This window comes from Actinophytocola sp. (assembly GCF_009379765.1).
In the GTDB taxonomy this organism is placed as follows: domain Bacteria; phylum Actinomycetota; class Actinomycetes; order Mycobacteriales; family Pseudonocardiaceae; genus Actinophytocola.
The window spans coordinates 20,047-33,832 of sequence record NZ_WHTD01000049.1 but is presented as its reverse complement, the minus strand read 5'-3'; the positions used below and the strand labels follow the sequence as shown (position 1 = coordinate 33,832).

General features: G+C 72.7%; 9 protein-coding genes and 2 pseudogenes. 3 read left to right on the top strand and 8 right to left on the bottom strand.

Going from position 1 to position 13,786, the window contains the following annotated elements; genetic code table 11:
* Positions 1 to 362 (bottom strand): annotated as a pseudogene (locus GEV28_RS16940) (acyl-CoA dehydrogenase family protein).
* A gap of 473 nt (positions 363 to 835) precedes the next feature.
* Here GEV28_RS16940 and GEV28_RS16935 point away from each other — a divergent pair.
* Positions 836 to 1,426 (top strand): TetR/AcrR family transcriptional regulator, encoded by a 591-nt coding sequence (locus GEV28_RS16935; RefSeq protein WP_291413040.1) that lies wholly within the window; start codon positions 836 to 838, stop codon positions 1,424 to 1,426.
* Here the strand turns inward: GEV28_RS16935 and GEV28_RS16930 are convergent.
* Positions 1,421 to 1,700, bottom strand: a pseudogene (locus tag GEV28_RS16930) (acetyl-CoA C-acyltransferase); the annotation flags it as partial. The gene GEV28_RS16935 and the pseudogene GEV28_RS16930 overlap by 6 nt on opposite strands.
* Before the next feature lie 173 nt (positions 1,701 to 1,873).
* On the opposite strand from GEV28_RS16930, the gene GEV28_RS16925 reads away from it, so the two are divergent.
* Entirely contained in the window at positions 1,874 to 2,023 is a 150-nt protein-coding gene (locus GEV28_RS16925) for an SDR family oxidoreductase (protein WP_291413039.1), read from the top strand.
* Here the strand turns inward: GEV28_RS16925 and GEV28_RS16920 are convergent.
* Positions 1,998 to 2,987, bottom strand: coding sequence for a phosphotransferase family protein (locus tag GEV28_RS16920; protein WP_291413038.1), 990 nt, complete (start codon positions 2,985 to 2,987; stop codon positions 1,998 to 2,000). The two genes, GEV28_RS16925 and GEV28_RS16920, sit on opposite strands and share 26 nt — an antisense overlap.
* A gap of 157 nt (positions 2,988 to 3,144) precedes the next feature.
* On the opposite strand from GEV28_RS16920, the gene GEV28_RS16915 reads away from it, so the two are divergent.
* Entirely contained in the window at positions 3,145 to 3,918 is a 774-nt protein-coding gene (locus GEV28_RS16915; RefSeq protein WP_291413037.1) for an arginase family protein, read from the top strand.
* A gap of 110 nt (positions 3,919 to 4,028) precedes the next feature.
* Here the strand turns inward: GEV28_RS16915 and GEV28_RS16910 are convergent, their stop codons facing one another.
* The 5 genes from GEV28_RS16910 to GEV28_RS16890 form a co-directional block, all read right to left on the bottom strand.
* Positions 4,029 to 5,960: a molybdopterin biosynthesis protein gene (locus GEV28_RS16910; RefSeq protein WP_291413036.1), complete on the bottom strand. Its 1,932-nt coding sequence runs from the start codon at positions 5,958 to 5,960 to the stop codon at positions 4,029 to 4,031.
* Positions 5,957 to 7,177: a gephyrin-like molybdotransferase Glp gene (glp, locus tag GEV28_RS16905; RefSeq protein WP_291413035.1), complete on the bottom strand. Its 1,221-nt coding sequence runs from the start codon at positions 7,175 to 7,177 to the stop codon at positions 5,957 to 5,959. The genes GEV28_RS16910 and glp overlap by 4 nt, the downstream gene beginning before the upstream one ends.
* Positions 7,174 to 8,928, bottom strand: a complete 1,755-nt coding sequence (locus GEV28_RS16900; protein ID WP_291413034.1) for an NAD(P)H-dependent oxidoreductase subunit E — start codon at positions 8,926 to 8,928, stop codon at positions 7,174 to 7,176. Before GEV28_RS16900 ends, glp begins: the two co-directional genes overlap by 4 nt.
* Positions 8,925 to 11,855 (bottom strand): formate dehydrogenase subunit alpha, encoded by a 2,931-nt coding sequence (fdhF, locus tag GEV28_RS16895; RefSeq protein WP_291413033.1) that lies wholly within the window; start codon positions 11,853 to 11,855, stop codon positions 8,925 to 8,927. Before fdhF ends, GEV28_RS16900 begins: the two co-directional genes overlap by 4 nt.
* A gap of 118 nt (positions 11,856 to 11,973) precedes the next feature.
* The gene (locus GEV28_RS16890; protein ID WP_291413032.1) at positions 11,974 to 13,776 is read right to left on the bottom strand and encodes an aldehyde ferredoxin oxidoreductase family protein; all 1,803 of its coding nucleotides are present in this window, start codon (positions 13,774 to 13,776) and stop codon (positions 11,974 to 11,976) included.
* Positions 13,777 to 13,786 lie beyond the last annotated feature (10 nt).

The window sequence follows — 13,786 nt, the reverse complement described above, 5'->3', positions numbered from 1 at the left end:
TCAGCGGCTCTCCGCGGCGTTCGCGGCGTTCGCGGCGTTCGCGGCGAGATGACGGCCGACCACCCGGCGGGCGATCGCCCACCGGTGGGTCTCCGAGGGGCCGTCGTAGATCCGGAACGGTCGGACCTCCCCCAGGAACCGGGCCAGTAGCACGTCGTGGGAGATGCCGAGCGCACCGCATATCTGCGCTCCCAGCAGGCGCGCAGGATGAGCGCGCGGGACGCCTCGATGTCGGTCTCGTTGTCGGCGATCATCTGCTGCACCATGCCGAGCTCCGCGAGCCTGGAGCCGAACAGCCGTCGCCGCGCGGCGTGTCCCGCGGCGATGCCCTGCGCGCGCCGGGCCACGCCGAGCCACCGCATGCAATGGGTCATCCTGGCCGGGCCGAGCCGCACCTGCGCGTAGGCGAAGCCCTCGTCCGGCGCGGCGATGTTCAGCGCGAGCGGCCCGAACAGCGAGTAGCCCGCCGCCTCGAACACCGGTGCTCGGTCGCACATCCCCAACCCGTGCCCGCCGTACGCGCGTGGCGCGTGCGGCGCGAAGACCCCGGCGTCCTTCGCCGCCTGCCGCGGCTCGGCTCGCACCTCCTCCGTCGGCGATCACCCCAACCGTGGTGCTCCTCCACCGGAACCACCGTGTCCCGAACGAGGTCCTCGGTCCGCCGCGCGAGCTCATCGACCTCCTGGCCGTGCCGCAGGTCGATCGCCGTTGACCTCCTCGAGCCGCTGCGGCTAATAATCATTAGCTTGCTCGAGGTTAGCTCAGTGACGCACATCCCGGCAGTAGAGTGCTCGTGCGGCTACCGTTGGATAGCTCACAGTGCGAGGAGAGGGACATGGCCGGTGAAGCGGGCACCACGTCGCGGTTCGCGGCGATCCGCGACGCCGCCCTGGAACTGTTCGCGCACAACGGCTTCCAGGCGACCACGATGGCCGACATCGGCGCCGCCGTGGGGATACGCGGCCCGAGCCTGTACAAGCATGTCGCGTCCAAACAGGACCTGCTGGCCGGGATCATGCTCGACACCATGACCGAACTGCGCGAGGCACACCAGGTGGCGGTACGGGGCAGCACCGATCCCGCCGTGCGGCTGCGCCGGGCGGCGGAGGCGCATGTGCGCTACCACGCCAGGCACCGTCCGGAGGCGTTCGTCGGCAACCGCGAGATCCGCAGCCTCGACGAGCCGCACCGCACGGCGGTCCTGGCCAGCCGCGCCGACTACGAGCACCGGTTCCGCACACTGGTGGAAGACGGTGTGCGCGCCGGACGGTTCGACGTGCCCTCGGTCCGGCTCACGTCCTACGCCATTCTCGACCTCGGCATGGGTGTCGCCGCTTGGTACCGCGAGGACGGTGAGCTCTCCGAGGACGAGATCGCCTGGCATTACGGCGATCTGGCCTTGCGGATGGTGGACGCCGCCGGCTGACCCCTGGCCACCGCCGATGCACATCGTCTCCACGGCGGATCGGCCGCCGCTGCGGTCCAGCTCGCGGAGCAGGGTAGCCAGGATGGTCGCGCCGATCGGGTGCCCCCGCGAGATGCCCGAGCCGTTCACGTGAGACGGTCGAAGTCGGCCGGGGTCAGCCGCCACTCGGCCGTCACCGCCAGGACCTGGCGGTGACGGCCTCGTTCAGCTCGATCAGGTCCACATCGGACAACGCCAGATCGGCCCGCGCCAAGGCTTTCGCGACCGCCGGTACCACCAGGCCAACTCGGCCACGGTCCACAGTGGTCACTACGCAGGCGGCGGCACCGTCGGCGGGATCGGAATGATCAAGTCGCTGGGCAAGGAGCTCGCCACCACCGGCGTGCTGGTCAACGCGATCGCGCCGACCGTGGTCGCGTCGCCGATGGCCGGGCCACCGACGACGCCGTGGTCGAGTACCTCGTGGAGCGGATCCCGATGGCGCGGCTCGGCCGGCCGGAGGAGGTCGCGGAGCTGGCCGCCTGGCCGGCCTCGGAGAAGTGCGGCTTCTCCACCGGCGCGGTCCACGACATCAGCGGCGGCCGCGCGGCGCGCTGACCACGTCGAGGCCCGCCGCCAGGAGGCCGGGCACGAGCGTGCCCGCGGTCGCGAAGCCGTCGCCGACGGTCTGGCCGTTGACGTAGCGGTGGTGGATGCCCGCGAAGACGGCGGCCAGCTTGAGGAACGCGAGCCCGTGGTACCAGCCGAGGTCCCGGTCGCAGCCGTACCTCGCGGCGATCCGGTGCGGGTCGAGGAACCCCGGGGCGGCCGGGGCGTCACCGAGAGCGCCGGCGCGGTCGTTGCGCGCGATCCAGTCGTAGGCGTGCAGGAGGGCGAGGTCGGTGAGCGGGTCGCCGAGCGTGGCCATCTCCCAGTCGAGCAGCGCGGTGATCCGGTCGTGCTCGTCCACCAGCAGGTTGTCGAGCCGGAAGTCGCCGTGCACCACCGAGTGCCGGGACTCCGCGGGTACGGCGGCGGCGAGCCGGGCGTGCAGTTGGTCGGCCGCCGCCCGATCGGGGCTGTGCTCCAGCTGGACGCGCCAGCGGTGGACCTGCCGCGCGAGAAAGCCCTCGGGCCTGCCGAACCCGTGGAGCCCCACGGCGTCGGGGTCCACGGCATGCAGCGTGGCGAGGGTGTCGACCATCGCCTCGCTGATCCGGCGGACCCTGGCCCGCCCGCGCGGGGCGAGCTCGGCGGCGGTGCGGAACGGCACCCCCTCGGCCTTGGCCATCACGTAGAACGGGGCGCCGATCACCCCGGGGTCGGCGCAGAACGCGTAGGTGCGTGGCACCGGCACCGCTGTGTCACGCAACGCGGTCAGCACCCGGTACTCGCGACCCATGTCGTGTGCGGAGGCGAGCACCTCGCCGAGTGGCGGCCGCCGGACGATCCAGGTGCCGGTGCCGTCGGTGACCTCGTAGGTGAGGTTGGACCTGCCGCCGGCGATGAGCCGCGCGCGCAGCGGCCCGGCCGACGGCACGTACCCGGCGAGCGCGGCGAGGTCGAGCCCCGGCGTTGCCATGACGCCTCCCTCATGTGGCTAATGGCCATTAGCCTCGGTGGAGGGTATCCCAACCCCGGATGGCCAACGTCTGCCGGCTCGCGTTCTGTCCACGCGTGAAACCGTTGGCGGTGTGGCTGTCGCGGCTTGTAGCTGTCGCGTGACGACGGTGCTGTGCGTGCCCCAGTGGCAAGGGTCTGGTTCGAGCGGAGCGCCCCGGCTCGTGGCCGGCGCCCGGCGGACCGCCGAGCTGATCCCGGCCGACGCCCGGGTCACGGTCCCGGTGCTCGACGCGGATGGGGAGATGAAGGCCGGGGTGCGCGCGCTCGACGTGCTGCTCGAGAACCTGCGGCTGACTCACGAGGCCCTGGCCGGCATCGACGACGTGGTGATCACCGCCGGCGGGGACTGCGGGGTGGACCTGGCACCGATCGCCGCCGCCCGCAAGCGGCACGGCGACCGGCTGACGGTCCTGTGGATCGACGCGCACCCGGACGTGTACACCCCGCAGACCTTGCCGTCCGGCTCGTTCCACGGAATGGTGCTGCGTACCCTGCTCGGCGACGGGGCGGCACCGCTCGTTCCGGAGCGGCCGTTGGCGCCGGAGCAGGTGATCCTCGCGGGACTCCGGACCGGCGACGCGACGGAGTACGAGTACATCGAGAGGGCCGGCCTCCGAACGCGCGGCGTCGAGGACCTCGACAGAGTGCTCGACGGTCTCACCGGCCCGGTGTACGTCCACATCGATCTGGACGTCCTCGACCCCTCGGAGTTCGGCTCGACCTGCTATCCCGTACCGGACGGGGTGCCGTCGCAACGGCTGGTCGACCTGGTCTCCCGGCTGGACAACGTGGTCGGTGCGGCCATCACGGAGCATGCGCCCTCCGGCGGCCCCGGCGAGGTCGGCGAGTCCGAGGTGATTCGCCGGTTGGGTGCCGCGCTCGGCCGCTGACCGGCCGGCCGGGAGATCAACCATCGGAACCCGCGGGAGACTCCGGCTGGCGCGCACGCGTACCTCAGTCCGGAGCTGATCCTGCGCAGTTCTCTCAACCAGGTCGAGGCTCATCGGATGCGGCGACCGGTCTCGGTGCAGGAGTAGCCGCCCAGTGCTTCCACGCCGGCTCGGAAGTCGGCGCGCTCGAGCAGGGCCCACAGCGGGGCGAGCAGCTCGTCGGACCAGGTGTCGGTGCGCAGAACCAGGTCGTAGGGCTCCTGGGCCACCGCGACGAAGTCCAGGCCGAACGCGCGCGCGGCGGCCAGGATGCCCATACCGGCGTCGGCGCGGCCCGCGGCCACCGCCGCGGCCACCGCGAGGTGGGTGTGTTCCTCACGCGAGTAGCCGAGGATCTCCGTGGCGTCGATGCCGCGGCGGGTGAGCTCGTGGTCGAGCAGGGCTCGGGTGCCCGCGCCGCGCTGGCGGTTGACGTAGTGCAGGCCCGGCCGGGTCAGGTCGCCGACCTCGGTGAGGCCCAACGGGTTGCCGGGAGCGACGATGAGGCCCTGGTCGCGGTGGACCAACCGGATCACGGCGATGTCGGCGTCCCCCAGCAGCTTGTCCACATAGGGCAGCGTGTACTCACCGGTCGAGGGGTCCAGCAGGTGCGAGCCGGCGACGTGGCACAGGCCGTCGCGCAGAGCCACGAGTCCACCCAGCGACCCGACGTTCGACGACGCGAGCGTGATCAGGGGGTCGGCGGCGCGCAGCGCGGACGCGGCGAGGTCGAGCACCAGGTCGTGCGAGCCGATCGCCACGATGGTGCGACCGATCTCGCCCAGGCCGCGCAGCAGTTCCACCCGCACGTCGGCGCCGGCGTGCTGACCCTCCACTCCGGACGGTACGACGAGCAGCCCGTCAGCGAGCACCAGCGAGGTGAGCACGCCGGCGCCGCGCGGCAGCGGGGTGGCGACGATCTGGTCCCGCACCCGGCCGAGGCGGACCCGGACCCAGTCGTCCATGCCGACGACGGACGGCAGCTTCCGCGCCAGCCGCGCGGTGGTCGACGGGCGTTCGCGGGGCGCGGCGCCCTCCAGCTCGGCGAGCACCGGGGCGGCGAAGATGTCGAAGGTGAGCGCGGCCGAGACCGGGTAGCCGGGCACGCCGACGACGGGCGTCGCCTCGACCGTGCCGAGCACGACGGGGTGGCCGGGGCGCACGGCGACCCCGTGCACCGCGACCGAGCCGGCGGCGGCGACCACGCGGGCGGTGTAGTCGTCGCGGCCGGCGCTCGAGCCCGCGACGAGCAGCACCAGGTCGGCCTCGGCGGCGGCCGCGCACAGCACGGCGGTGATGGCCGCCGGGTCGTCCGGGACGATGTCGGTGACCCGGGCGTCGCCGCCGGCCTCACGGGCCTGGGCGGCCAGCATCATCGAGTTCGTGTCGAGGATGTCGCCGGGCCCGAGCTCGGCGCCGATCGGCCGGATCTCGTCGCCGGTCGGCACGATCACCACGACGGGGGCACGCCGGACGGCCAGCTCCGTGGCGCCGGCGGCGGCGCAGGCGGCGACGTCGACCGGGCGCAGCCGGTGGCCTTCCGGCAGCAGCAGCTCGGCCGCGCTGATGTCCTCGCCGATCGACCGGACGTGCTGGTAGGGCGGGACGGCCGCGCGCAGCTCGGCCCTGCCGTCACCGGTGTGGTGCACGTGCTCGCGCATCACCACGGCGTCGTAGCCGGCCGGCAGCGGGTCACCGGTGTCGACGACCTCGAAGTCCTCGGCGCCGAGCAGGACCGGGGTGGTCTCGGCCGCGCCCACGGTGCCGGCGGCGCGGACCGCGATCCCGTCCATGCCGGCCGAGTCGAACGCGGGCGAGGATCGCGCGGCCCACACCGGTTCGGCCGTCACCCGCCCCACCGCCTGCCCCACCGGCACGCGGACCGCGTCGACGCGGGCGGGGCAGCCCGCCGCCGCCCGCGACTCCCGCCAGGCGGCGAGGGCCTGCGCCGCGGGGACGTCGGAGACGAAGGGGCTCGCCGGACCCATCGGTACAGGGCTCATGGGTACAGGACGACCTCGACGTCGCTGCCCGCGTCCAGCCCGGTGGCCGGCTCCGGGACGACCAGGTACCCGTCGGCGCGGGTGAGCACCGACAGCAGCGCGGACGGCCCGAACAGCGGCTCGGCCACGCCGTCGCGCACCCGCACCTGGACGACGTCGAGCCGGCCGGCGGCCGAGGCGAGGTCACGCGAGAGCCGGGCCCGGACACCGGGCGACGGCGGCGGCGAGTCGCAGCCGGCCAGCCGCCACACCAGCGGCACGCCGACCTGACCGAACACGACCAACGCCGACAACGGGTTGCCGGGCAGCCCGATGAGCGGGGTGCCACCGCAGTCGGCCAGCAGCGTGGGCTTGCCGGGCTTGATGGCGAGCCCGTGGCACCAGATGTCGCCGACGGCGGCCACCGCACCCGCGGTCTCGTCCCGCGCGCCGACCGACGAGCCCGCCGAGACCACCACCAGGTCGGCCGACGGCAGCACCTCGGCCAGCCGGTTCTTCAGCGCGCCCGGCTCGTCGTCGACGATGCCGGCGACGACCGGCTCGCCGCCGGCGTCGGCCACCAGCCCGGCCAGCGCCGACGCCGTCGCGTCCCGCACCTGGCCCGGGGCGAGCGACGCCGTGTCCGGCGGCACCACCTCGTCGCCCGTCGAGATGATCGCGACCCGCGGCCGGGCGTGCACCGACACCGTGGTGACCCCCGCGGCGGCGAGCAGTCCGAGGTCGGGCGCGCGCAGTGGGCGACCACCGGGCACCAGCTCCGCGCCGGCGGCGACGTCCTCGTCGGCACGCACGACCCCGCCGCCCGGCGCGACGGGCCGGGTGACCTCGATGGTGCCGGGCATCGTCTCGGCTGTGTACTCGACCATCACCACCGCGTCGGCACCGTCGGGCAGCACGCCCCCGGTCGGCATCGCGACACACCCGCCCGGCCGGACCGCTACCGCCGGCGCCGCACCCATCCGCACCGCCCCGAGCAGGTCCAAATAGGACGGCAGCCCGTCGGAGGCGCCGTAGGTGTCGGCCGCGCGGACCGCGAACCCGTCCACAGTGGAGCGAACGAACCCGGGCAGCGCGGCCGGCGCGGGCACGGCGCCTGCGGGCACCCGGTGCAATGCGGCGGACAGCGGGACGTCCGCCGCGGACGTGCGGTGCGCGGGCCGGAACCCCGCAAGGGCCTCGGCGACGGTGCGGGCCGTGAAGAACTCCCGCCCGGTCACCGGTCCGGCTGTTCCGCCGAGCCCTGCGGCCGGGGCTGCGGGCGGGCCGCGGCGGCGCCCTTGTCCAGTCCCAGCACCGAGACCACCGGTCCGAGCGCGACCTGGCCGAGGCCGCAGATCGAGGTCTTGCGCATGGCCTCCTCCAGCTGCAGTATCCGCCCGTGCTGCGCCTCGTCGAGGGACGACGTGCCGGCGTCCAGCACCCCGCGCAGCAGCTCGTGGGCCTTGGTGGACCCTACCCGGCACGGCACACATTTGCCGCAGGACTCGTTGCGGAAGAAGCGCAGCACGTTCGTCGACGCGGCCAGCAGGTCGGTGCCCTCGGCGAGCACCACCAGCGCGCCGGAGCCGAGCATGGTGCCGGCCTTGGCGAGCGTGCCGAAGTCCAGCGCCAGGTCGAGCTGGTCCGGGCCGATGAAGTTCGACGACGCCCCACCCGGCTGCACCGCGCCGACCGCGGCGCCGTCGAGCACGCCGCCGGCGAGGTCGATCAGCTCCCGCACGGTGGTGCCCATCGGCACGCAGTACACCGCGGGACGCTCGACGTGCCCGGACACGGCGAAGAACTTCCATCCGACCGACTCGCCGCGCCCCTGCTCGGCCCACCAGCCCGGGCCGCGCTGCAGGATCACCGGCACGTCGGCGAACGTCTCCACCGAGTTGATCAGCGTCGGACGGCCGTGCAGCCCGTAGGTGCCGGGGAACGGCGGCTTGTTCCGCGGCTCGCCACGGTGGCCCTCCATGCACTCGAGCAGCGCGGTCTCCTCGCCGAGGATGTAGCCACCCGGCGAGACGAAGACGTCCAGGTCGAGCCGGCGCCCGCTGCCGCAGGCGTCCGGGCCGACCACGCCGGCTTCGCGCAGCGCGTCGATCTCCGCGCGCAGCACGCGTTCCTCCGGGCCGTACTCGTGCCGGATGAACACCCAGCCCTGCTCGGCGCCCACGACGGCCATGCCGAGCAGCAGCCCCTCGAGGACCAGGTGCGGCTGGTCGGCGAGGATCTGGCGGTCCTTGAACGTGCCGGGCTCGGACTCGTCGGCGTTGCAGATCGCGTACTTGACGGGATCGTCGGTACCGGCGACCAGCTCCCACTTCTTGCCCGTGGGGAACCCTGCGCCGCCCATGCCACGCAGCCCCGACTCCGAGAGCGTGGCCACCACGGCGTCGGCGCTCAGCTCGCCGGCCAGCAACGCCCGCAACGACGTGTACCGCCCCGCGACCCCCGAGTCAGCGGGGTACGGGTCGTTCGGCCAAGGCTCGGTCCGACCCGACACGGTGGCCTCGCCGACCCCGTCCGCCCGCGCCGCCGCCACCAGGGAGTCCACATCGGACACCGGGGCCGGGTGCTCGTTGACCGCGGCGGCCGGCGCGACGTCGCAGCGCCCGAGGCAGGACACCTCGACCAGCTCGACATCGGCGTCGTCCCCGTAGCGGGCCTTCGCCTCGGCGATCCGGTCGTCCGCGGACCTCGCCCAGCACGACAGGTCGTGGCACACGTGCACCGCGACCTTCGTGGGCGGCGTCGTGCGGAAGTGCGGGTAGAACGAGATGAGACCCTCGATCTCGTACCGCGGCCGCCGCACGTCGCGCGCGAGCTCCTCCAGCTCCTCGCGAGGCAGCCACCCCAGCCGGGCCTGGATCGCGTTGAGCGCCGGGATCAGCGACGGCCCGGGGAACTTCCCGTTCCGCGCCTCCACACCGGGCACCCGGCGGGCCGGCACCTGCGCGGCCCGCTCAGAACTCAGGGTCATTCCGCCGCTCCCAGCGTTGCCGTTGACCTCGCGTGCGCCGCGCCCGGCGCCTCGACCTCGACCGCGCAGAACTTGAACTCGGGGATCTTGCCGACGGGGTCGATCTCGTCGATCGTCAGCAGGTTGGCCGCCGCCTCCCGGAAGTGGAACGGGATGAAGACGTTGCCCAGCTGCTCGCGATGGGAGATGCGCACCTTCAGGTCGATGACGCCACGCCGGGACCGCACCCGGACCAGCTCGCCGTGCGCGAGGCCGCGGTCGGCGGCGTCCTTCGGGTGCATGTACACCTCGGCGATCGGCGCGATCGTGTCCAGTGCGAAGGACCGCCGAGTCATCGAGCCGGTGTGCCAGTGCTCGAGCAGCCGGCCGGTGTTGAGCACCAGCGGGTACTCCGCGTCCGGCAGCTCCTTGGCCGGGAGCCACTGCGCCGCCACGAGGTGCGCCAAGCCGTCGTCGGTGTTGAACCGCTCGTCGAACAGGACCACGGTCCCGTCGGAGTGCTCGGGATCGGCGTTGGGGTAGAGCTTTCCGGACAGCCCGAGGTTGTCGTGGCGCAGGTTCTCGTACGACGGCATGAGCGCGACCATCTCGTCGAACACCTCGCTCGGCGAGGAGTAGGACCAGTCCAGCCCGATCCGCCGCGCGATGTCCTGGACGATCTCCCAGTCGACCCGCGCCTGACCGGGCGGGTCCATGACCTTGCGGCCCAACTGCACCCGGCGGTCGGTGTTGGTGTAGCTCCCGTCCTTCTCCAGGTACGACGACGCCGGCAGGATCACGTCGGCGAACTCGGCGGTCTCGGTGAGGAAGATGTCCTGCACCACCAGGAAGTCCAGCGCCGCCAACGCCTTGCGCACCTTGTTGATGTTGGGGTCGGACAGGAACGGGTTCTCCCCCAGCATGTACATGCCGCGCACACCACCGGGCTTGAGCACCGAGCCGATGATCTCGGTGACGGTCAGGCCACGGTTCGGGTCCAGCCGAGCGCCCCACGCCCGCTCGAACCGCTGCCGGGTCGCGTCCGCGTCCACGCCCTGGTAGTCGGGGTAGAACATGGGGATCAGCCCGGCGTCGGAGGCGCCCTGCACGTTGTTCTGCCCACGCAGCGGGTGCAGTCCCGTGCCGGGCCGGCCGACGTTGCCGGTGATCGAGCACAGCGCGATCAGACAGCGGGCGTTGTCGGTGCCGGTGGTGTGCTGGGAGATGCCCATCCCCCAGTAGATGACGCCGCTCTTCGCCTCGCCCCACACCCGGGCGACCTCGCGGATCTCGTCGGCGGCCACGCCGGTGATCTGCGCGGCCCGCTCCGGCGGGTAGTCGGCGACCGTGCGGGCCAACTCCTCGTAGTTCGACACGCGGGCCGCGATGAAGTCCCGGTCGATCAGCCCGAGCCGGATCACCTCGTGCATGATCGCGTTGTAGAACGCCACATCGGTGCCCGGCTTGACCTGGCAGTGGTAGTCGGCGTGCTCGGCGACCGTGCTGGCCCGCGGGTCGACATAGATGATCTTCGTGCCGAGCCGGCGGGCCTGCTTGAAGAACGAGCTCGCCACCGGGTGGTTCGCGGTCGGGTTGGACCCGGTGATGATCACGACGTCGGCGTTGGCGACGTCGCCGTACGTGGTGGAGACCGCGCCGGAGCCGACGCCCTCGAACAGGGCCGCGACCGACGAGGCGTGGCACAGCCGGGTGCAGTGGTCGACGTTGTTCGTGCCGAACCCGGCCCGGATCAGCTTCTGGAAGAGGTAGGCCTCCTCGTTCGAGCACTTCGCCGAGCCGAAGCCGGCGATCGCGCCGGGCCCGCCCGTCGCGTGGATCTCCTTGAGCCGCCGGGCGACGAGGTCGAGCGCCTCCTCCCAGGTGGCCTCCCGGAAGTAGGGCATGACCTCGTCGTAGTCGACGAGCCCGCCGGGCTTGCGGCGCCCGTCGCGGCCCTTCTTCTTCTCGCTCCGCCCGCCACCGCTGCGGTTGCCGCCGGCGCCGCCCCGACCGCGGTCGTTCTCGGTGTCTCCCCTGGTGTCCCCGCGCACGTCCGCGGACAGCGGGCCCTTCGGGTAGGCCGAGTCGATGCGGATCAGCGGCATGGTGAGCCGCTGCGGGGAGGCCGCGTAGTCCCAGCCGTAGCGGCCCTTGACGCACAGCCGGCTCTTCGACCCCGGCTGGTCGCGGCCCTCAGCGAACGCGATCGCGTCCCGCGACCGGTCCACGTAGTAGGTGAGCGCGCAGCCGACGCCGCAGTACGGGCACACGCTGTCGACCGCGTCGAGCTGCTCGCGCGGCTGGATCGGGATGTTGTTGATCGCCTTGTTGGTCAGCGCGCCGGTGGGGCAGGCCTGCACGCACTCACCGCAGGTCACACAGGAGCTGGCGCCCATCGGGTCGTTGAGGTCGAACGCGATCGTGGTCGCGTACCCCTTGCCGGAACGGCCGATGACGTCGTTGCCCTGGATGTCGTCGCACGCCCGGACGCAGCGGTCGCACAGGATGCAGGCGTCGTGGTTGACCTCGATGACCGGGTTCGACGAGTCGTGGCCCCGGCCGGAGCCGCACGGCAGATCGGTGGTCTCGCGAGCCACGTCGAACCGGTCGGCGAGGTCCAGCAGCATGTTGTCGCCGGTGGTCGTCTGCTTCGGGTCCTCGGCGCGCGGCGGCTGGTCGGAGATCAGCAGCTCGGTCAACGTGGCTCGGTTGCGTTCGAGCTCCGGAGTGCTGGTCCTGACCTCCATGCCGTCCTCGCACGGGCGCACGCAGGCGGCCGCGAACACTCGCCCGCCGGTGTCGACCACGCACATCCGGCACACGCCGACCGGGTCGTAGCGCTCGTTGTGGCACAGCACCGGAATGTCGACGCCGACCTGTCTCGCCGCGTCGTAGATGGTGGTGCCGTCCGGCACGGTCACCGGCTGGCCGTCGATCTCGGCCGTCACGGTCCGTACGGACGTGACAGGCTCCTCGAGAGTCGTCATCTCAGTCCCGTCACTCGAGTGGTATACCACATACAACATACACTTCTCAGTCACACGACCGCGCGTCGCAGCGCCGACGCTAGGCGTCCAGCAGGAGATCCGCCAGATCCTCCGGGGCGACCTTGCCGCCCTCGTCCAAATCCCGCGCCCGGTAGTAGCCGGCGATCATGGAACGCAGCCGGTCGGCGCTGAGCGTGGCGCTGCGGCCGGAGCCCAGCTCCAGCGGCGTCGCCAACATCCGCGCCGGGAGCGTGTCGTCCGCGGCGGTCGCACCTTCCCGCAGGTTGAAGGCTCTTTTCGCGCGCACGATCCGCCGCGCGGCGACCCGGAGCTCGTCGGCGTCGAGCTGCCACCCGGTGACCAGACCGAGCAAACCGGCCCACTCGGTGAAGGGGTCGGCGAACACGCCGCGCAGGAACTTGCACAAGATCATCGAGTCCATGACCGCGGCGCGGTCCTCGGTGTCGACCGCGGCGGCGACATGGGCCGAGCCGCCGTCGAACCGGTCCAGGTCACCGGACAGGTCGGCCTCGTAGGCGCCGGACCGGTTGTGGTCCGCGCCGCGTGCGTTCACCGCGAGCCCGAGCGCCATCGACTGCAGGCTGCGTGGCTCGTAGCCCGGCATCTCCATGCCCTTGACCTGCGGCGCGAAGTCGATCGAGCCGTGGCCGACCGCGCCGGCCGCGTGGCGCGACCCCTGGGCCAGCAGCTCCCCCAGCCCCGGCGTCCGGCCGCCGATCTCGTTCAGCGCCCGCAGCAGCGACGCGCCGTCGCCGAACCTCAGCCACGGTTCGTCGATGAGGCCGCGCTCGACGCACTCCATGGCCCACGCGATCGTGCCCCCCGCGGAGATGGTGTCGATCCCGAGCTCGTCGCAGCGCGCACTCGCGGCGAACACGTCGTCCGGGTCGGACACCCCGCACAACGGGCCAAGGGCGAAGACGTTCTCGTACTCCATGCGCTGGCTGCCGCCACCCTTGCGCGCGTAGATGTGCTCGCAGCCGATGGAGCAGGAGGCGCAGCTGTTGCGGGCCACGCCGCGCAGCTCGTGCAGCTCCTCGGCCGCGAGCCGGGGCGCGCCGTCGAACGTGGCGGCGGTGAAGTTGCGCGTGGGCAGGGTGCTGACCGCGTTGAACGCCAACAGGTTCGCGAGCGTCCCCAGCTCCCGGTACTTGGCGGTGGCCGGGCCGAAGCTGCGCTTGCGCAGGTCACGGGCGGCGGCGAGGACACCGGCCTGGTCGGCGACGCCGACCTTGGTCGCCGCCTTGACCAGCACGGCCTTGATGTTCTTCGCACCCAGCACGGCACCGAGCCCGCCCCGCCCCGCGTGCCGACCGTCGTGACTGATGGTCGCGTACCGTACGCCACGCTCGCCGGCCGGGCCGATGGCCGCGGTGCGCCAGCCGCGTCCGAACCGTTGCCTGGCCGCGGTTTCCGCGTCCGCGGCGGGCAGCCCGGCCAGCTCCGGAGCGGGTTCGAGGCGCACGCCGTCACCGTCGATGAGCAGCACCGACAGCTCGTCGGCGCGGCCGCGGATCACGATCGCGTCGTGCCCGGTGAGCTTGCCGGAGATGGCGAACTGGCTGGACGCGAGCGCGTCGGTGAGCAACCCCGTCAACGGCGACTTGGCCACGACCGCGAACTTGGCGCTGGTGGTCAGCGGAGTCCCGACCTGCGAGGAGAACACGAACGCCAGCGGGGCCTCCGGCGCCAACGGGTCCACCCGCGGTGGGGCGAGCCGGTGCATGAGCCAGGTGCCCAGGCCGACGCCGCCGAGGTAGGACCGCAGTACCCGTTCGCCGAGCTCGAACGGGGTGCCCGTCGCCGCCCGACCGCCGACGTCGACGACCAGCGCTCGTCCGAAGAAACCACCAGGCGCCATATCCCGACTG